This is a genomic window from Micromonospora sp. CB01531 (assembly GCF_001905095.1).
In the GTDB taxonomy this organism is placed as follows: Bacteria; Actinomycetota; Actinomycetes; order Mycobacteriales; family Micromonosporaceae; genus Micromonospora.
Genome location: NZ_LWLS01000013.1, coordinates 149,146 through 169,642, shown reverse-complemented (window position 1 = coordinate 169,642; position 20,497 = coordinate 149,146). Strand labels below are relative to the sequence as shown.

9 protein-coding genes are annotated in these 20,497 nt (G+C 73.5%); all 9 read left to right on the top strand.

What is annotated here, in order from left to right; translation table 11 throughout:
• Nucleotides 1-184: 184 nt before the first annotated feature.
• The 9 genes from A6A27_RS04770 to A6A27_RS04730 are packed head-to-tail and all read left to right on the top strand — an operon-like array spanning nt 185 to nt 20,467.
• Nucleotides 185-1,111, top strand: a complete 927-nt coding sequence (locus tag A6A27_RS04770) for a class I SAM-dependent methyltransferase (protein ID WP_241825071.1) — start codon at nt 185-187, stop codon at nt 1,109-1,111.
• Nucleotides 1,108-3,741: an amino acid adenylation domain-containing protein gene (locus A6A27_RS04765; protein WP_241825070.1), complete on the top strand. Its 2,634-nt coding sequence runs from the start codon at nt 1,108-1,110 to the stop codon at nt 3,739-3,741. The genes A6A27_RS04770 and A6A27_RS04765 overlap by 4 nt, the downstream gene beginning before the upstream one ends.
• On the top strand, nt 3,722-4,897 hold the full coding sequence (locus A6A27_RS04760; protein WP_073833237.1) for a potassium transporter TrkA: 1,176 nt from the start codon (nt 3,722-3,724) through the stop codon (nt 4,895-4,897). Before A6A27_RS04765 ends, A6A27_RS04760 begins: the two co-directional genes overlap by 20 nt.
• On the top strand, nt 4,888-6,249 hold the full coding sequence (locus A6A27_RS04755; protein WP_073833235.1) for a DUF6002 family protein: 1,362 nt from the start codon (nt 4,888-4,890) through the stop codon (nt 6,247-6,249). The genes A6A27_RS04760 and A6A27_RS04755 overlap by 10 nt, the downstream gene beginning before the upstream one ends.
• Nucleotides 6,243-8,615, top strand: a complete 2,373-nt coding sequence (locus tag A6A27_RS04750; protein WP_143193879.1) for a non-ribosomal peptide synthetase — start codon at nt 6,243-6,245, stop codon at nt 8,613-8,615. Before A6A27_RS04755 ends, A6A27_RS04750 begins: the two co-directional genes overlap by 7 nt.
• The gene (locus A6A27_RS04745) at nt 8,612-10,291 is read left to right on the top strand and encodes a beta-ketoacyl synthase N-terminal-like domain-containing protein (protein WP_073833232.1); all 1,680 of its coding nucleotides are present in this window, start codon (nt 8,612-8,614) and stop codon (nt 10,289-10,291) included. The genes A6A27_RS04750 and A6A27_RS04745 overlap by 4 nt, the downstream gene beginning before the upstream one ends.
• Nucleotides 10,288-13,791, top strand: a complete 3,504-nt coding sequence (locus A6A27_RS04740) for a non-ribosomal peptide synthetase (protein ID WP_083672420.1) — start codon at nt 10,288-10,290, stop codon at nt 13,789-13,791. Before A6A27_RS04745 ends, A6A27_RS04740 begins: the two co-directional genes overlap by 4 nt.
• On the top strand, nt 13,788-16,103 hold the full coding sequence (locus tag A6A27_RS04735) for a lantibiotic dehydratase (protein WP_073833230.1): 2,316 nt from the start codon (nt 13,788-13,790) through the stop codon (nt 16,101-16,103). The genes A6A27_RS04740 and A6A27_RS04735 overlap by 4 nt, the downstream gene beginning before the upstream one ends.
• A complete protein-coding gene (locus A6A27_RS04730; RefSeq protein WP_073833228.1) occupies nt 16,100-20,467 on the top strand; it encodes a type I polyketide synthase in 4,368 nt (1,455 codons plus the stop codon). The genes A6A27_RS04735 and A6A27_RS04730 overlap by 4 nt, the downstream gene beginning before the upstream one ends.
• Nucleotides 20,468-20,497: the final 30 nt, after the last annotated feature.

Here is a 20,497-nt window from a genome sequence, read left to right as displayed (position 1 = left end):
TCGACGTAGCCGCCCGGCGAGATGCGGTGCTAAAGTTCGCCATCCGTTTCATCAAAGGGACGTCGCTGACGAGGCGGCAAACCTTTCGTGCGCCGAGGTGCTCATGAGCCCGTCGTACTTGCCGTCCTTGATTTTGCGTGAGTACTTGCATGTGGTGGCGACCGTCCACCCTCAGCTGCGCGAGATGCTTGATTTCGAGCGGCCGGGTGCGGCTGCGGCGTTGGCGGAGCTGGCCGCCACGGTCAGCGAGTTCGACACCGACTCCACCGGCCGGGGCGACTCTTATCGCCGGGCCCAGCGCGACACCCTGGTGCGCTGGACCGGAATGCGGCACCTGCTGGAGCTGGCCACTCCGGCCGGATCCGAGGCGGTCACCGTCATCCTGGACGTGCTCGGCGGCGACGGCACCGTGGCGCGCGCGGCGAGCAGCCAGTCTGCCTGTTTCGAGTCCAAGCTGGCGTTCATCACCGGCGACCTGTCCGGCCACATGGTCGACAAGGCGCTCGCGCACGGCCTGCCCGCCGTACGCCAGGCCGCGCAATTCTTGTTTCTGCGCGACGCCAGCCTGGACGCGGTGCTGCTCGCCTACGGAACGCATCACATCCCGGGACACCAGCGGCCGCTGGCGGTGGCGGAGGCGGCCCGGGTGGTCCGCCCCGGTGGCCGGATCGTGCTGCACGACTTCGACGAGTCGAGCCCGATGGCCGGATTCTTCGGTGAGGTGGTGCATCCGCACGCCTCCGGTGGCCACGACTACCAGCATTTCAGCCGGGCGGAACTGGCCCGCCTGTTCGCCGAGGCCGATCTGCCGGTGCGCATCGTCGACCTCTATGACCCGCTGATCGTGCGCGCCGACACCGCACAGTCCGCGCACGCGCGGATTCGCGACTATGTCGGCGACATGTACGGGGTACGGGAGTTTCTCGCGACGCTGAGCGATGACGAGGTGTGGCGGCTGCTGACGCACCACTTCGACCACACCGGCTACCTGGCCGCGCTCGGTGGCCGTGACGGCATCCCGGCGCGGCCGGTGGTCTACCGGGCCGACGGGCAGTTCGTCGCCGAGGTGCCCCGGATGGCGATCGTCGCGGTCGCGACAAGGACGGCATGACCGCCATGTCCAGCCCGCGCTACCTGCTCGATCTGGTACACCGCCCCTCGGGCGCCGACGCCGGCCGGCCCGCGATCGTCGCCCCTGACGGTGAGCTGAGCTACGCACAGCTGTGGGAGCGGATCGACGCGACGGCCGAACTGCTGCGCCGGGCCGGGATCAGGCCGGGTGACCTGGTCGGCCTCTACCTGCACCGATCCGCCGACTACGTGACGTCGCTGCTGGCGACGCTCACGGTGGGCGCGGTCGCGGTGCCGATCGATCCCGAGCTACCCTCCGGCCGGGCCGAGCAGATGCTCGCCATAGCCGCACCCCGGCTCGTCCTGTACGCGGACCGGCCCGCTACCGTCGCCGCGCCGGCGGGCACGCGCTGGCGCGATGTGGGTACCGCCAAGGCGGTGCCGGGAACCGACCTGCCGGATCGCGCGGGCTGGCTGCCGCCGGGGGAGCAGGCCGCGCTGGTGTTGTTCACCTCCGGTTCCACCGGCCAGCCGAAGGGTGTCGTGCTGCACCACGCCGGGCTGGTCAACCGGCTGGCCTGGGGCCACGACTGGTTTGGTTTCGCCGCCGACGACCGGGTGCTGCACAAGGCGTCGATCGGGTTCGACGCGTCGGTGCACGAGATCTTCTCCCCGCTCATCGCGGGGGGCACCGTGGTCATCGCGGGCCCGGGCCTGCAATTCGACAGTCTCGGCCTGGTCCGGCTGATCCAGCGGGAAGCCGTCACTACCGCGCATTTCGTGCCGACCATGCTGCGGCACGTCCTCGACGAGCCGGAACTCGCCGGATGCGTCACGTTGCGGCGGGTGCTGTGCGGTGGTGAGGCGCTGGACATGCAGCTGGTCCGGCGGTGGCGTGAGGCGCTGCCGTGCGGGCTGTTCAACGGGTACGGCCCGAGCGAAACCTCGATCAACGTGTCCTACTGGGACTGCTCTGAGGCGTACGCGGGCAGCATCGCCCCGGTCGGCCGGATCATCGCCGGCGTGTCGGCGCGGGTGCTGGACGAGCAGTTCCGGCCGGTCGCCGACGGCGAGACCGGTGAGCTGTGGATCGGCGGGGTCGCGGTCGGCCTGGGCTACCTGCGCGACGACGAGCGGACAGCGGAACGTTTCCGGCCCGATCCGGCACAGCCGGGTGCCCGGCTCTACCGCACCGGTGACCTGGTGCGGGTCGCGCCGGAGGGTTTCCTGGAGTTCCGGGGCCGGGTTGACGACCAGATCAAGATCCGAGGCATCCGGGTGGAGCCGGGCGAGGTCGCCGCGGTGCTGCGCAAGCATCCCGCCGTGCACGACGCGGTGGTCGTGGCCGTGCCGGACAAGGATTCCGAGCCGCGCCTGGTCGGGTACGTGGTGCCGCAGCCACGGCGGGCCCCGGCGATCGGCGGGCTGACCCGGTACCGGCTGCCCAACGGCATGGCGGTGACGGCGGCGTCGCCGGACGAGGCGGTCTTCCTCTACCGGCAGATCTTCGACCACGCGGAGTACTCGCGGTTCGGCGTACATCTCGGTGACGGTGCGGTCGTTGTCGATGTGGGCGCCAACATCGGCCTGTTCTCGCTGTGGGCGACCCGCCAGGCGCGCGACGTGCACCTGATCGCGGTCGAGCCGAACCCGGACACCCTGCCTTACCTTCGGGCCAACCTCAGCCTCTACGCCGAGTCCGCATGCATCGTGGAGGCTGCGGTGACCGATGTGGCGGGCACGGCCAAGCTGATCTCGTTTCCCGAGCTGAGCTACCTGTCCGGCCTGGGCGCCGACCGGGTCGAAGCCGCGTCGGACCTGGTCCGATCGCACTACCGGCAGGGTGGCGGCGGCGCCGACGAGACCGAGCAGGCCGCGCTGCTGGCCGACGCGCACCGGCGCCTGACCTCCGTGGCGCACGTGGTGCCGACGATGACCCTGTCCGAGCTGCTGGACCGGTTCGGGCTGGACCGGGTTGACCTGCTGAAGGTCAACACCGAGGGCGCCGAGCTGAGTGTGCTGCGCGGCCTGCGCCCGGAGCACTGGCCCCGCATCCGCCAGGTGTGCCTGGAGGTCGAGCGCAGCAGCGTGACCGCGCCGCAGGTGCGCGAGCTGCTGTCGACGGCCGGGTTCGAGGTGCACGAGATCGGCGACTGGAACGTCGGCGCGGACGCCGATGTCAGCTACATCTACGCGATGCGGCCGCAGGATCCGCCGCCGGTGGCCTCGCCCTGGGATGAGCCCGCCGACCAGCTGCTGACAACCGGGCTGCTCCAGGGATACCTGGCGTCGGTGCTGCCGCCCGCGATGCACCCGGACCAGCTCGTCTTCGTCGACAGCCTGCCCCGCCTGCCCAACGGCAAGGTGGCCCGGCTGGAGCTGCCGCCGCCACCCCGGCGGCACGCGGAAGCGGCCCCGGAGCAGGGCAGCGCCCTCGCCGACCGGCTGCGCGAGGCGTGGCGGGTCACACTCGGCGTCGATGCCGTCCATGACGACGACAACTTCCTCGCCCTCGGCGGGCACTCGCTGACCGCGCTGCGGGTGGCGCACCGGGTGCGCGAAATGACCGACCTGGAGGTGTCCCCGGCGAGCTGCCTGCGCGCCGGGTCCTTCGCCGACTGGTTGGCCCGGGTCACGGACGCGAGACGCGATGTCAGCCCCCCTCGGTAACGCGCCGCGGCACGTCGTCGTGGTGGGCAGCGGCCAGCTCGCCCGCTCGCTGTGCGATTCCCTGGCCTCGATTCACACCCCCCAGCGGGTACGCGTGACCGTGCTGGCCCGTGACCTGACCGCCGCCCTCGGCGCGGCCCGGGGCGCGCAGGTACGTGCCACGGTCGCCGGGACCGGGGTCAGCTTCACCGCCGAGCCGTTCACCGCCGAATCGTCCACCGACCCCGGCGACGGGTACGCCGCCGACGCCGTGTCGATGGCCCGACTCCGCCCCGACGTGCTGGTCTGCGCCGCGTCGGCACAGTCGCCGTACGAGCGGGTGCACGCGCCGTCGGCCTGGACGGAGCTGGTCGCCACGGCCGGCTTCGGGGTGACGCTGGCGTTGCAGGCCGAGCTGGTGTCCCGGCTAGCCGCCGCGCTGGCCGGCGGCGCACCGGACGCGTTACTGGTCAACGGCTGCTTCCCGGACGCGGTCAACCCGCTGCTGACAGCGCTGAATCTGCCCGTGCTGTGCGGCATCGGCAACGTGGCGACCCTGGCCGCGTGTCTGGACGCCGCGCTGGGCCGTCCCGGGCCGCGCCGGCTGGCGGTGCTCGGCCACCACGCCCACCTCGCCGCGCCCGGCCCGAACAGCCTTGGGGACGACGCCGCCGAGGTACGCGCCTGGCTGGACGGCCTGCCCGTCCCGGACGTCACCAGGCTGCTGGCCGGCTACCGTGCCCTGCCCCGGCCGGAGCTGAACGCGCTGGCCGGACACGCCGCTGCCGCCCTGGTGGCGGGGCTCGCCGCCGACGCGGATGAGGTCATGGCGAACCTGCCCGGGCCGCTGGGGCTGCCGGGCGGCTATCCGGTCCGGCTCAGCGGCGGCCGGGCCGAGCTGCGGCTGCCGTCCGAGGTCAGCACGGCGCAGGCCGTCGCCTGGAACACCGCCGCCGGGCACCGTGACGGCGTCGAGGTCAGCGACGGTCACGTGCGCTATCCGGAGCGTGCCCGGGCGGCGCTGTCGGCGTACCAGCCGGAACTGGCCGAAGGCTGGCCCGTCACTGAACTGCCTGAGGTCTTCGCCCGGTTCATCGCCCTGCGCGACCATCTGCGAACGGCGCCCCCGACGCCGGCGCAGGCCTCTCGTGTGCTGGAGGAATCCCGATGTCCGTGACCGCCCCGACCACACGCAACCTGATCACCGACTATTACGACGTCATCACGTCAGCCGTGGATCAGTGCGGCGCCGTCCCCGGCGGCCCCGCCGGTACGCCCGGCTTCGCGCCTGGCTTCGACCTGCCCGAGCTGACCCCGGCTGTGCGCGAGTACTACTCCGCCGCCACCGCGAGCTGGTCCCCGCTGGGCGAATACGGCGGGCACCACCTCCAGCTGCTCGACCTGACCGCGAACCCGGGCACCCAGACCACCAAGACGTTCGCGTCGATGGTGATCGTCGCCCGCGCCGTGGAATACATCCGGCGCACCGGAACGCGGCTGTGCATCTTCACGCCGACCTCCGGCAACAAAGGTGTCGCACTGCGCGACTCGGTGGCCCGTGCCTACGCAGCCAGGCTGGTGACGCCGCAGCAGCTGTCCATCGTGGTGCTGGCGCCACAGTCGACCCGGCACAAGTTCCGCCACGACGCGCTCGCCGCCGACCCGCAGTCGCGCCAGGTCAACCCGCTGCTGCGGTACACCGGTAGCGACCCGGAAGGAGTGAAGTCGCTCGGCCGCGCGTTCGTCGACGAGTACGCCGCCACGATGCACGACAAGCACGGCGTCACGCTGTGGTACACCCTGGACCTGAAGAACTACCTGGTCGCGGACGCCGCCCGGGCCGCCTTCGAGGCTGACGTGGCCCCGGCCAGCGCTGCCCGCCCGCGCTGGCACGCGCACGCCGTCTCCAGCGCTTTCGGCCTGCTCGGCTACAACCTGGGCCGCGACGTGCTCGAAGCGGCCGGCAAGGCCAGCCCAGCCGACCGTCCCGGCTTCCTGCTCGTGCAGCACCTCGGTACGCCCGACATGGTGCTCAGCCTGCGCCACGGCTCGTTCGAGCGGAACAACTGCCCGACCTACACCCTCGATGAGAGCGCGGGCACCTGGACGCAGGACAAGGACCCGCACTTCCCGGCCGTCACCGATGACCCGACCGAGGTGCTCGACCCCACCTTCTACACCCACCGCCCGGTGACCTCCCCGGCGATGAACGCGTTGATCGAGCGGCACGGCGGCGACGGCATCGTCGTGTCGCGACGCGAATGCGCCCAGCGCTACCCGGCGGCCCGGGACTGGCTCGCCAACGCCGGGCTCAAGCTGCCCGCCGACCCCGAGCAGCTGCGGGAGTGGTCGGTCGTGATGGCGCTGACCGGTGTCTGCAACGCCATCGACCGCGGCCTGGTGCCGGTCGGGCACGACATCGTGGTGCACGGCACCGGGAGCTACTCCAACGACTTCGCCGTCGCCGACGCGGACGCCGAGGTGTCCACGGTCGCCGACGTCGTGGCCGCCGTCCTGAACCGATGGTGAGCCCGGCGTACTCCGACCGCCCGCTCGGCCTGTCACCCGAGCGGACTGCCTGGCTTGCCGCGCAGGCCCACGCCGCCGGGGTCACCCCGGCTGCGGTGGTCCTCACCGCGACCGCCCTGCTAGTACGCCGGTACACCGGCGCCCAGGTCGTGACGCTGCGGCACGGCGACGACCTGGTGACGTTGGACCTGACCGCCGACGCCCCGATCCGCGAGCTGTGGCGGTCGGTGCGCCCGGCACCGCCGGGTTCCACCGCCAACGCCAGCGTCCAGATGCGCCCTGACCTGGGCGAAGGCACCCTGTCGGGGCTGCCCGGTGACTACGCCGACGACCTGTGCGCCGACCTGGCCGAGTTCCTGTCCGCCCTGGACCCGGCCGCGTCGTCGGCCGACGCAATGCCGTCGGCCCGCTACGAACAGCGCCCTACACCACCACTGGCCCGGCTGCACGGCGGCGACGGCACCGAAGCCGACGGCGTACGCGGTGACACGATCCCGACCGCGTTCGCATCCGTCGTCGCCGCCTACCCGCAGCGCGTGGCGGTGCTGGCCGACGACGCGACCGTGACCTATCACGAACTCGCAGCCGCCGTAGCCGCCACCACCGTGGCCCTGGCTGACCCGGACAACGGGCCGCCGCCTGCGCCGGTCGGGGTCCTGTGCCGCCACGGCGTCGCCACGATCACCGGCATCCTGGCGGTGCTGGCCTCGGGGTCCGCCTACGTGCCGCTGGACACCGTGTTCCCGGCGGTCCGGCTGGCCGGGATGCTGCGCGACGCCGGCGTGCGGGCCATCGTCACGGACCCCGAGCACACGCGGCTCGCCGCCACGCTGGCCGCCGAAGCCGGGCTGCCGCAGCTGCCGATCGTGCACCTCCAGCCAGGCACATCCCAGCCGGACCTGTCGGTGCTGAGGGGGCTCGCCCGGCCGGACGACCCGGCGTACGTGCTGTACACCTCGGGGTCGACCGGGACGCCGAAGGGTGTGGTGCAGAGCCACCGCAACGTGCTGTTCGGCGTACGCAATCACGTGCGCAACCTCGCCATCCGGCCGGATGACCGCACCAGCGTGCTCACCTCGTTCGGCTACGACATGGCGGTCACCGACACGTTCAGCGCCCTGCTGTCCGGTGCCGCCGCCGTCCCCGTCGACGTACGCGCACACGGCCTCGGCCACCTGAGCAACGCCCTCGCCGAACGCAGCGTCACGATCTACCACTCCACCCCGACCGTCTACCGATACCTGGTGGCGAGCCTGGGCGAGGGTGGGCGGCTGCCGTCGATCCGAGCCGTCGTGCTCGGCGGCGAGGAGGTGACCAGGCACGACGTAACGCTGGCCCGCCGGTCGTTCGCGCCTAGTGTGGTGTTCGTCAACGGGTACGGCACCACCGAGATCAGCTTCGCCGCGCAGCACCACCTGCCGCCCGGTGCGGAGCTGGAACAGGCCGTTGTGCCGATCGGGCACCCGCTGCCGGGCATCGAGGTGGTGCTGGCCGACCCGGCCGGACGCCCCACCTGCCTGACCGGCGAGGTGATTGTGCGTACCCCGCACGTCGCGCTGGGGTATCTGGGCCTGCCGGAGCTCACGGCGGCGCGGTTCATCGAGCACGGCGGGGTGCGGGCGTACCGGACCGGGGACATCGCGCGGCGGCTGCCCGACGGGTCGCTGGTCTACCTGAGCCGCAGCGACCGGATGGTGAAGATCCGCGGCTATCGGGTGGAGCTGGGCGAGATCGAAGCCCACCTGGCCGGGTTGCCCGGGGTGGGCCAGGCCGCCGTGGTGGCCCGGCGCAGCGCGGCCGCGTCCGGCACCGACGAGCACGAGATCATCGCGTACGCGGTCCCGGCTGTGGGGGCGAGCATCGCGCCGGGACGGTTGCGGGAGCGGTTGGCGGCGGTGCTGCCGGACTTCATGGTGCCCCGGGCCGTGGTGGCGGTGGCGGAGCTGCCGATGGGCCCGACCGGCAAGCTTGACCAGGCCGCCCTGCCCGACCCGGATGCCGAGGCCGTGCGAACCGTCGCGGGGACGGCCGGGCTGCCGTCGGGGCCGCTTGAGGAGACGATCGCGGCGGTCTGGTGCGCGGTGCTGGGGCTGCCCGCTGTAGACCGCCAGGTGAGCTTTTTCGAGTTGGGCGGGCATTCGCTCCAGCTTGCCCTGCTGCAGCGGCACCTGGAGCAACGCCTCGACCGGCGGGTGCCGCTGGCCCGGCTGGTGGAGTTCCCGACGGTGGCGGCGCTGGCGGCACACCTGGCGGTGGCGGTGGGCGTGGATGGCGTACCGGCGGATGGTCGTTTGGCGGCAGTCGGGAACCGGATGGCGCGGCGCAGAGCCGCGCGGGCCGGTGGTGGCGGGGAGGGGCAGACGTGAGCGAGGACGACCAGATTGCGGTGGTGGGCCTGTCCTGCCAGGTGCCCGGCGCGGAGGACGCAGCCGCCATGTGGCGAAACCTGCTGTCCGGAATCGACTCGGTGCGCCGGTTGACCGCCGCCGAGGGTGCCCTCACCGACCCCGATTGGGTGCCGGTGTTCGGGCGGCTCGACGACCTGGACGGCTTCGACGCGGACCTGTTCGGCTATCCCGCCGAGCTGGCGGCGCTGCTCGATCCGCAGCACCGGCTGTTCCTCGAGGTCGCCTGGCGCGCTCTGGAGGACGCCGGAATCAATCCCGACCGTGACCCGGCCCAGGTCGGCGTGTTCGCCGGGTGCGGCCCCAACCGCTACCTGCACCATCACCTGCTGGGCAATCCCGCTCTGAAGCCGGGCTTCGGTGGCCTGGCCGAGGACTGGGACGACGCGCTGACCGGCTCGGGCTGCGACTACCTGCCGACGCGCACCGCGTACGCGCTGGGGCTGGCGGGACCGGCCGTGGCGATCCAGACCGCCTGCTCGACATCGCTGGTCGCGGTATGCCAGGCGGCGCAGAGCCTGCTGGACTACCGCTGCGACGTGGCGATCGCGGGTGGCTCGGCGGTGGTCTCGACCCGGCAGGCCGGTTACCGCCTGCGGCCGGGCGGCCTGCTGGCCACGGACGGGGTGTGCCGTCCGTACGACGCGGCCGCCACCGGGCAGGTGTTCGGCAACGGTGCCGGTGCGGTGGTGCTCAAGCGCCTCGCTGAGGCGCGTGCCGACGGCGACAACGTCTACGCCGTCCTCCCGGGCTGGGCCGTGAACAACGACGGCGCCGACCGGCCCGGCTTCACCATACCGGGCGTGGCGGGGCAGGCGGCGGTGCTGGCGGAGGCGCTGGCGTCGGTGGGCTGGGACCCGGCCGATGTGGGCTACCTGGAGGGCCACGGCACCGGCACCCCGGTGGGGGACGCGATCGAGGTCGACGCCCTGACTCGGGCACGCCGGGGCAGCCGCAGCCCGCTGCTGCTCGGCTCGGTGAAGGGCAACCTCGGCAACCTGGACGCCGCCGCCGGCGTGATTTCCCTGATCAAGGCCGTGTACGCCGTGCACACCGGACAAGTGCCGGGCACGGCGCACTTCACCGGCGCGCAGGGCGACGTCGACCTGGCCGCGGCCGGTGCGCAGGTCAGCGCGCAGACCCGGCCGTGGGCCGGGCAGCGGCGGGCCGGGGTCAGCTCGTTCGGCCTCGGCGGCACCAACGCGCACGTGCTGGTGGAGCAGGCGCCCGGTGCGAACGACCATGCCGAGCCGGACAGCCCTGACGGCGCGCTCGGACAAGAACGCCATGATCGGGTGGTGCTGGGGCTGTCGGCGGGGAGCCCGGCGGCGCTGCGGGAGCTGGCCCGGCGGCTGGCCGAACGGCTGGCCGTGGGTGACCTCGCCGTGGCGGATGTAGCGCACACGCTGGCGGTGGGACGGCGGCGGCTGGCATACCGGGCTGCAGTCGGGTGTACCGACGCCGAGGAGGCGGTGGGGCAGCTGACCGCGTTCGCGCAGGGTGGACCGGTGGCCGACGACGCCGGTGCGCGCTCCTGGCTGGACGGTGGCGACCTGCCCGTGGTGCGGGGGCGGCGGGTTCCGCTGCCCGGCTATCCGTTCCAGCGGACCAGACATTGGATCGAGGCAACCCGGTGAACGGCCCCCACCTGCCCTATCCCGAGCTGTGCCTGCCCGACCTGGTCGCCGGGCACGCTCAGCGGCGTCCCGACGCGCCCGCGGTCGTGCAGGGTGACCTGACCCTGAGCTACGGTGACCTCGTCGGCCGGGCCAGCGCCCTCGCCGCGTCGCTGTGCGCTCACGGCATCGCCCCGGACGACCTCGTCGGTGTCTGCGTGGATCGCCGTCCGGACCTGGTGGTCGCCCTGCTCGGCGTGCAAGCGGCGGGCGCGGGGTATGTCCCGCTCGACCCGGCGCTGCCGCCGCAGCGGTTGCGTGAACTGTCCGCCGAGGCCCGCCTGCACGTCATCGTGGGTACGCCCACCGCCGCGACCGAAGCCTTCGGCGACCTGACCGTGCTGGGCGTACCAGCCGAAACGGCGCCCTGGCAGCCGACGCCCGCCACGCTGTCCACCACGGCGTACGCGATGTTCACGTCCGGGTCGACCGGGCAGCCCAAGGGTGCGGTGATCGAGCACCGGGCGCTGACCGAAAAGGTCACCAACATCGCCGACTTCGCCAACTACAGCGGGGCGACCCGGTGCCTGGCCTTCGCCTCGATCGGGTTCGACGCCTCGGTGGCCGACCTGCTCGCACCGCTCGCCGCCGGCAGTACGGTCGTACTGGCCGGCGACGCCGAACGGGCCGACCCGACCGGGCTCTACCGGGTGTGCGCCGAGCAGGACGTCGACGTCGTGGTGCTGCCACCGCCGATCCTGCCGCTGCTGGACCCGGACCGGCTGCCCGGCGTACGGCTGGTGATGACCGGTGGGGAAGCGACCGGCCCGGAGCAGGTCGGCCGGTGGACCGAGGGGGGCCGCCGGTTCATCAGCGTCTACGGCCCGACCGAGGCGACGGTGCTGGTGACCTGGTTCGAGGGCAGCGGCAGCTGGACCCGGCCCATCCCGATCGGCAAGCCCGCCGCCAACCACCGCATTCACCTCGTCGACGACAGCCTGCGCGAGGTCGGTCCCGGTGAGATCGGCGAGGTGCTGGCCGGCGGGCCGGGGCTCGGCCGCGGGTACCTGTTCGACCCCGCGCTCACCGCGCAGCGGTTCATCCCGGATCCGTTCACCGAGCAGCCCGGGCAGCGGCTCTACCGCACCGGCGATCTGGCCCGATGGTTGCCGGACGGGAGCCTGGAATTCCTCGGCCGGGCCGACCGGCAGGTCAAGATCCGGGGACAGCGGATCGAGCTCGGCGAGGTGGAGGCGGTGCTGCGCCGCCACCCTGAGGTGGGCAACGCCAGCGTCCAGGCGCGCGGCGGCCCCGCCGGCCAGGAACTCGTCGCGTACGTGGCGACCGGCCTGGACGTGGCGGACCTGCGCGCCTACTGCGCGCGGCTGCTGCCGGCCGCGGCCGTCCCGGCGCGGATGTTCACCATGGCCGCGCTGCCGATCACCATCAACGGCAAGATCGACACTGAGCGGCTGGCCGCACCCACCGCCGCCGAACCCGCCCCGACATTGCAGGGCGAGGCGCCGGCCACCGACACCGAGCGCCTGATCGCGCAGGCCTGGGCGGTGCTGCTGGACGAGCCGGCCGTCGGCCGCGACGCCGACTTCTTCGACCACGGCGGACACTCGATCACCGCGATGCGGCTGGTCGCCGACCTGCGGGAGCGGCTGGGCCGGGACATCGCGATCGAGGACGTGCTGATCGGGCGTACGCTGCGCGGCATCGCCGCCCGCGCCGACGCCGCCGCCGAGGCCAGCCCGGCCACCGTCACCCGGGGCCGTCCGCCGGCCCTGTCCCCGGCGCAGCAGCGGCTGTGGTTCCTCGACCGCTACTTCCACGCCGCCGCGTCGGCCTACAACGTCGCCTTCGCCGAACGGCTCACCGGCCCCCTCGATATCGCGGCGCTGGCCGCGGCGCTCACCGCCGTCGCGGACCGCCAGCAGATCCTGCGCTGGCGCATCCCGGACACCGACGGCGTCCCGTACGCCGTGGTCGACCCGCCCACGCTGGTGCCGTTGCCCGTGCGCGAGCTGGCCCCGGGCACGGACCTCGCCACACACCTCGCGGCGGGTGCGGCGACACCGTTCACGCTGGCCACCGACACGCTGTGGCGGGCCGAACTGATCCGGACCGGCGCCGACGAGCACGTGCTGGCCGTCTACGCCCACCACGCCGTGTTCGACGGCTGGTCCCAGTCGCTGTTCTACGCCGACCTCGCCGCCGCCTACCGCGCCGTGCTCGGCGACGGGGCGCCGCTGCCGCCACTGCCCGCCACCTACGGCGACTATGTCGCGTGGCGCGCCGACCGGTCCCGGCGACGCGCCGAGCAGGACCTTAACTGGTGGCTGGAGCACCTGACCGGCGCACCCGTCGTGGTGGAGCTGCCCGGGGGACGAGACCGGCCCGCCGAACAGACCTTCAGCAGCGCGACCGTGACCACCCGGCTGGACCGGGCCGCGACGGCCGCCCTCACCGACCTCGCCGCCGGGCTCGGCGCGACCCCGGCCGCTGCCGTGCTGGCCGCGTTCGCGCTGGTGCTGGCCCGCCGCACCGGCCACCCGGACCTGGTCATCGGCACGCCCACGGTGGACCGGCGAGCCGCCGACTTCGAGCACATGGTCGGGTTTTTCATCGAGATCGCACCGCTGCGGCTGCGTCAAGCTCCCGAGGCGGGCTTCGCCGAGCATGTGCGCGCCGCGTGGGAGGAACTCCTCGCCGCGCTCGCGCACCCGGAAGCGCCGGTGGAACGCATCGTCGGCGGGTTCGGCCTCGGCGGCCTGCTGGACCGCAGCCCGCTGGTGCAGGTGCTGTTCAACATGTACACGTTCGACGAGCCGAAGCTGGACCTGGCCGGGCTCGGCAGCGAGCCGGTGCCGGTGGCCGCGCCCGGGTCGCCGTTCGACCTCACCCTCTACGGCGTGACCCGGGACGGGCAGCTGCGAGTGGAGATCGTCTTCAACCCGGATGTCTACGGCACTAGCCTGATGGCGGCCGTGCTCGGCGAGGTCGAGCAGATGCTGCGGGCCGGAGCCGCCGATCCGCAGCAACCCGTGTCACAGCTGCCCGGCTGGACGGCCATCCCGGCCGGGAGGCCGGGCGACGTTACCCGGGCCGCCCGGGTCAAGCGGGCCGTGGGCCGGTCGGGCGCGATCCCCGAACGCCCGGCCACCGCCACCGAACGCCAGATCGCGTCGGTCTGGTGCAACGTGCTCGGCGTACCAGAGGTGGCGGCGACGGACAGCTTCTTCGACGTCGGCGGTGGCTCGTTGGCCGTCGCCGTCGTGCAGCGGCAGCTCAACCGGCTGCTCGGCACGAACCTGCGGGTGGTGGACCTGTTCCGCCATCCGACCGTCCGCACGCTTGCCACGCACCTGGACGACGCCCGCGCGTCCACGGAATCGTCTGGTGACAGCGCCGAGGACGCGGCGGTGGAACGGGCCGCGCGCCGCGGTGCCGTCCGCCTGCAACGCGCCCGGCGTCGCCCGACCGGTGAGCCCGCCTTGGAGGAGGATCCGGCGTGACGCACCTGGTCCCACTCGGCGACACCGGCTGGTCGGTCTGGCGTGACGCGCTGCTGCGCAGCGCCGGGTTCCCCGCCGACGGCCTGGACCGCTTCGCCGCACCGGACTGCGCCGACGCCGCCGACCGTCACCTCGCCGGTGACCTCGACGCGTCGGCGTTCACGGCCGCGTACGCCGAGGCCACCCGGGCGTCCTCGGCGGCGGTGTGCGAGATCGCCGCCGACCCGCTGTTCCGTGAGGCCGTGACCTGGCAGAACCCGGATGTCCTGGTGGCGCTCGACGGGCTGGTCAACGACGGCCCGGACGGGCCACGCAACGTCCGCCGCCGAGGCCGGGAGAACGTCGTCGCCGGGTACTGGCAGCGCTATGTCGCCAAGTGCGAAACCATCGGCTTCTTCGGGCCGGTGTGCTGGGGCACCGTCGAACCCGGCCCGGCCACCATCACCACCAAGCCCGGCCCCGGCCTGCTCCGCCAGCGCGCCGTCTACCTCGAATACTGGGCCCTGGCCGCGTACGCGGACAAACTGACGGCAGACCCGCGGGTGCGGGCGTGGCTGCCCCCGGCCCTGGCGCCGCACGCCTGGCTGGATGGGCGGGTCGTGCACCGGCCCGCCCAGCGCCCGACACCGGTGTCGCTGACCGAGTCGATCGCGCTGACATGCTGCGACGGCAGCCGCCCCGCGCGGGAGATCGTCGACGACCTGGTCCGCGACGAGCAGGCCGGCGTACGCCGGGCCGAGGAAGGGTTCCTGCTGCTGGCGCACCTGGCCGAACGCGGCCTGCTGCGCTGGGACTTCGACCTGCCGCAGGGCCTCGCCGCAGAGGCGCGCCTGCGCGAGCGGATCGACGCCATCGGCGACCCGACGCTCCGGGAAAACGCCCTGGCCGGGCTGAACCGGCTGACCGGAGCCCGGAGCAGGGTCGCCGACGCCGCCGGTGACCCCACCGCGTTGACCGACGCGCTGTCCGCATTGGACGCCGAGTTCACCGACCTGACCGGGTTGCCGCCACGCCGGCGGGCCGGGCAGAACTACGCCGGGCGGGCGCTGTGCCACGAGGAAACCGCCCGCGACGTGGAGTTCACGGTCGGCACCGGCCTGCTCGACTCCCTGGCCCCGGCACTGGCCCTGCCGTTGCAGGCGGCGCGCTGGCTTACCGCCGAACTGGCCACGGCGTACGGCGACGCGCTGCGCGACCTGTACGCCGAGTTGAGCGGCGACGGACCGGTCCGGCTCGGCGACCTGTGGTTCTTCGCCCAGGGGCCGCTGTTCGGGCCCGGCGACCGCCCCGTCGACCGGGTCGCGCACGAATTCGCCGCCCGCTGGGAACGGGTGCTCGGGCTCGCCGACCTGCCCGCCGACGCCACGCGACTGCAGGTCAGCTCGGCCGAACTGGCGCCCCGGGTGGCCGAGCAGTTCCCGGCGACCCGTCCCGGCTGGAGCGCGGGCCGGGTGCACAGCCCGGACCTGCAGATCTTCGCGGAGTCGCCGCAGGCGCTGGCCGACGGCGAGTTCGCCGCGGTGCTCGGTGAGCTGCACGCGGCGTTCGCGACGTTCAACGCCGAACTGTTCACGCACTGCCATCCCGACCTGGACCGGCTGCGGCGCGCGTACGCGGCGGACCTGGGCTCGGGACGGCTGCGCCCGATCTACCCGGTCGATTTCCCCCGGGTCGGCGGCCGGTTGTCGGCGTCGCTGTTCGCGCCGGGCGACTACCAGTTCGCGTTCGCCGACGCGCCGGGTGCTTGGCGGGACCGCCTCATGCCGGCCAGCGCCGTCCTGGTGTCCGACGCGGACGGTGCCGTGGTGGCGACCGGACCCGACGGCGCCCGCTGGCCGCTGGTCGAGGTGTTCTCCGACCTGATCGCGGTGCACGCCGCCGACGCGTTCAAGCTGATGACCGAGCGCCCGCACAGCCCCCGGGTCACCGTGGACAAACTGGTGCTGGCCCGGGAGGCGTGGCGCACCACGGTCGGGCAGACCGGCCTGACCAGCGCCATCGACCAGGCACAGCGTTACCTCGCGGTGCGCCGGTGGCGGGCCGCGCTGGGCCTGCCGGAGCGGGTCTTCATCCGCGTGGCCACCGAGCTCAAACCCACGTACGTCGACCTGACCAGCCCGCTCTACGCCAACCGGCTGTGCCTGCTGCTGCGCGCGGCACACCAGGCGGGCGGCGACAACGTGCCGGTGACGGTGTCGGAGCTGCTGCCCGGGCTGCCGCAGGCGTGGCTGCCCGACGGTCAGGGCCGCCACTATGTCAGCGAGTTGCGCCTGCACATCCGCGATTCGGCCGAGCCAGAGGGGATGTCGTGACGAACGAGACAGTGGAGCCGATCGCGATCGTCGGGCTCAGCCTGCGCGTACCTGGGGCGTCGTCGGCGGAGGAGTTCTGGCGCAACCTGGTCGACGGCACCGAGTCGTTCACCCGGTTCAGCCGGGCTGAGCTGCTGGCGCGCGGGGTCAGCGAGGACGAACTCGACGATCCGGCGTACGTGCCGGTGGCGGCCGTGCTCGACCAGTTCGACTGTTTCGACGCGGGCCTGTTCGGCATGAGCCCGCGCGACGCGGAGCTGGCCGACCCGCAGCAGCGGCTGTTCCTGGAGCACGCGCACGCCGCTCTGCTCGACGCGGGCTGCGACCCGGCCCGCTACGACGGCGAGATCGGCGTCTACGCGGGCAGCAACGCCGACCTCTACCAGTGGCTCAACGTCCGCCGGAACCCGCAGGCGCTGGCCGGCGCGGGTGAGCTGCGGGTGTCGCTGGGCAACAAGCCCGACTACCTGGCCAGCACCGTGTCGTTCCGGCTCAACCTGCGCGGCCCGGCGATGACCGTGCAGACCGCCTGCTCGTCGTCGCTGGTGGCGATACACCTGGCCAGCGAGGCGCTGCGCAACGGCGAGTGCGACACGGCGCTTGCGGGCGGGGTGTGCGTGGAGCTGCCGCACGCCGTCGGGTACGTCGCCGACGACGGGTACACCTCCGCCGACGGGCACTGCCGCCCGTTCGACGCGCACGCCAACGGCACCGTCTACGGCAGCGGCGTCGGGGTCGTCGTGCTCAAGCGGCTGTCCGACGCGCTCGCCGACGGAGACGACATCCGGGCGCTGATCATCGGCAACGCCGTCAACAACGACGGCATGACCAAGGCGAGCTTCACCGCACCCAGCGTCACCGGGCAGTTGGAGGTCGTCGTGCAGGCCCTCGCGGTCGCCGGGATCGCCCCGCGCTCGGTCAGCTACGTGGAGGCGCACGGCACCGGCACGGTCCTCGGCGACTCGATCGAGATCGCGGCGCTGACGGCGGCCTACGGGCGGCGCACCACCGAGCGGGGCTGGTGTGGCGTCGGCTCGACCAAGGCCAACATCGGCCACCTCAGCGCGGCCGGCGGCGTGATCGGTCTGATCAAGACCGTGCTGTCGATGCAGCACCGGCTCATCCCGCCCAACATCAACTACGACCGGCCGCACCCGGAGATCGACTTCGACGCGAGCCCGTTCTACGTGGTGTCGACACTGACCAAGTGGGAGCCCGAGGAGCAGCGGCCGCTGCGGGCTGGGGTGAGCTCACTCGGCCTCGGCGGCACCAACGCCCACCTGGTGCTCCAGGAGCCACCGCCCCCCGCACCCGCCGCGCCGCCGGATCACGATGGTGGCGAGCTGATCCAGGTGTCCGCCGCGACCCCGGCCGCGTTGGCGGCGGCGTGCGCCCAAGTGGCCACCCGGCTCACCGACCGACCGGAGCTTCAGCTGCGCGATGTGGCATACACGTTGCGGGAGGGACGGCCGGTCTATCCGCACCGGGCCGCCGTCGTCGCGGTGGACCGGGCCCAGGCGGCCGCAGCGCTGGCCGACCCGAAGCGTCGGGCCAGCGGGGACGCCGCCACGGTGCCCCGGGTGGGCCTGCTCTTCTCCGGCCAAGGCTCGCAGCACCCCGGCATGGGCGCGCGCCTCGCCGCTACCGAGCCGATATTCGCGGCCGCCGTGGACGAATGCGCCCGGATCCTCGGCTGGGACCCGCACGAACTGATCTTCAGCACGACACCCGGCGCCGACGAGCGACTGGCCGAACCCCCGGTGCTGCAACCCGCCCTGTTCACCGTCGAATACGCCACCGCGATGCTGTGGCGACACTGGGGTGTCACGCCCGCCGCGATGATCGGCCACTCCATCGGTGAGCTGGCGGCGGCGACCGTGGCCGGGGTCTTCGACCTGCCCGACGCGCTGCGGCTCGCCGCTGCCCGGGGCCGGCTGGTCCAGGCCGCGCCGCAGGGCCGCATGCTCGCCGTACAGCGCGGCGCCGACGAGATCTCGCCCCTGCTGCCCGCCGGCGTCGCCGTGGCGATCAGCAACGGGCCCCACACCTGCGTGCTGGCCGGCGCACCAGAGCCGGTGACCGCCTTCGCCGACACGCTGCGCGAACACGGCGTCAGCTGCACACTGCTGCGGACGCCGTACGCGATGCACGTGCCGCTGCTGGACCCGGTGCGCGACGAATTCGCGGCGCTGGTGGCGGCGGTGCCGCGCCGGGCGCCGAACCTGCCGGTGTGGTCGACCGCGACCGCCGCACCCTTCACCGACGGGCAGATCACCGATCCGGCGTACTGGGGGGAGCAGCTGTGCCGGCCGGTGCGGTTCAGGGCCACGGTGGCAGGGCTCGCCGCGACGGGTGCCGCCGACGAGTGGCTGCTGCTGGAGTGTGGTCCCGGCCGCCAGCTCGCCGGGCTCGCCCGGCTCAGCCTGCCGCAGGGGGCCAGGGCGCCGCTGCGGACGCTGCCCACGCCGGGGGAGAAGCTGACCGACCGGCAGACCGCCTACGAGGCGGCGGGCCGGTTGTGGACGGCCGGGGTCCCCGTACGCGTGCCCACGCCCGACAAGCCACGCCGGGTGCCCCTGCCCGGGTACCCGTACCAGCGGACCCGGCACTGGATCGACCCGGCGCCGATGGCCGCACCTGCCGAACCGGCCGCCGACCGCCGCTACGACGACGGGATCGTCGAGGTACCGGTCTGGCACCAACTGCCCGCCACGGCACCCGCCGAGGCGCCCGCTCAGCTGCTGCTCTTCGCCTCCGGTGAGCGCGGAACGGCCCTCGCGGCCCGGCTACGTGAGCACGGCACCGACGTCACCGTGATCCGCCCTGGGGCTGCCTTCGCCGTCCGCCCCGGCGGCTACCAGCTGCGTGCGACCAACGCCGCCGACTATCAGCGGCTGCTCGACGAGTGCGCCGACGACGGTCGTGCCGCCCGGATCGTGCACGCATGGGCGCTGGACGGCGACCCGGCCGACTCCGATGTGGATGCCGTGTCGGCGGCCCAGGAGCACGGGTATTACGCGCTGCTGACGCTGCTGGACGCGCTGCCGGCCGCCGCCGGCGTGCAGCTCGATGTGGTCACCGCCGGAGTGGCCGACGTGACCGGGGCCGACCTGGTGCGCCCGGAGCACGCCACGGTGGCTGGGGTGGTGCGCTCGGTGCCGCTGGAACGCCCGCAGGTGTGCTGCCACTGGGTCGACGCCGACCCGGGCGACCCCGGTGTGGACGCGGTGGTGGACGAACTGCTCGGCACCGAGCGGGCCGAGGCGGTCGCGCTGCGGCTGGGCGGGCGCCGCTGGACCCGCGAGTTCGCGCCGGTCCGGCCGGGTGGCCGTACCACCTCCGGGTTGGGTATCCGCGACGGCGGGCGTTACCTGATCACAGGCGGGCTGGGCCGGGTCGGCGGCGCGTTCGCCGCCGAGCTGGCCCGGCGTGGCGCGCAGCTGGTGCTGGTGAGCCGCACCGCGCAGCCGCCGCTGGCCACGATCGAGGCCCTGGAGCAGGCGGGCGCCCGGGTGCGTCACCTCACCGCCGACGTGGCCAACGTAGCCGCCATGCGGGCGGTCCGCGCCGAAGTCCTGCGCGACCTCGGCGGCCTCGACGGCATCATCCATGCCGCGAAGCTGCCCGACACCGGCCTGTCCGCCGGGTCGCGGCTGGCCGAGGCGGCGGCGGAACTGCGGCCCAAGGTCACCGGCACGCTGGTGCTGCGCGAGGTCTTCGGTGACCTGCCGCTGGACTTCGTGGCGCTGACCTCGTCGGTGACCGCCCTCGCGGGTGGCCTGGGCCGGGCCGACGACACGGCCGCCAACGCATTCCTCGACGCGTACGCGCGCAGCCCGCACGGCTGGCCGGCCCGCCTCGTGTCGCTGGCCTGGGGCGCGTGGCAGGAAGAGGGCGTGCCCGAACACGACGGGCTGCCCCCCGCGGCGGCGGTCGCCGCGGGGCAGCGGGTCCTCGCCGAGGGCCGCACCGGCTCGGTGGCGATCGGCGCCTACACGGTGGCCGCGGTCGCGGGTCACGAGCGGCGACTGGGCTCGGCCGCCGCCACGGTGACCTCCACCGTGGCCGCCGCTGACGGCGACCTGACCGCCACCATCGCCCGGATCTGGGGTGACGTCCTCGGTGTCACCGAGGTCAGCCCGCACGACAACTTCTTCCGACTGGGCGGCACATCGCTGGTGGCGGCGCAGCTGGTGCTGCGCATCCGCCAGGCCGTCGGCGCCCGGCTGTCCATGCGGGTGCTGTTCGACGCGCCGACGGTCGCCGCGATGGCCGCCCGGATCGAGTCGCTGCGCGGCGCCCCGCCGGCCGCCGACGCGGAGGCACCCATCCCGCGCCTACGCAGACCAGGCCAACCGGCATGACCGACTGCACCGAAGCGCAGCAAGGGCCAG

Coding starts and splice junctions, on each gene's coding strand:
- A6A27_RS04770 (WP_241825071.1), top strand. CDS start 185: ATGCTTGATTTCGAGCGGCCGGGTGCGGCTGCGGCGTTGGCGGAGCTG.
- A6A27_RS04765 (WP_241825070.1), top strand. CDS start 1,108: ATGACCGCCATGTCCAGCCCGCGCTACCTGCTCGATCTGGTACACCGC.
- A6A27_RS04760 (WP_073833237.1), top strand. CDS start 3,722: ATGTCAGCCCCCCTCGGTAACGCGCCGCGGCACGTCGTCGTGGTGGGC.
- A6A27_RS04755 (WP_073833235.1), top strand. CDS start 4,888: ATGTCCGTGACCGCCCCGACCACACGCAACCTGATCACCGACTATTAC.
- A6A27_RS04750 (WP_143193879.1), top strand. CDS start 6,243: ATGGTGAGCCCGGCGTACTCCGACCGCCCGCTCGGCCTGTCACCCGAG.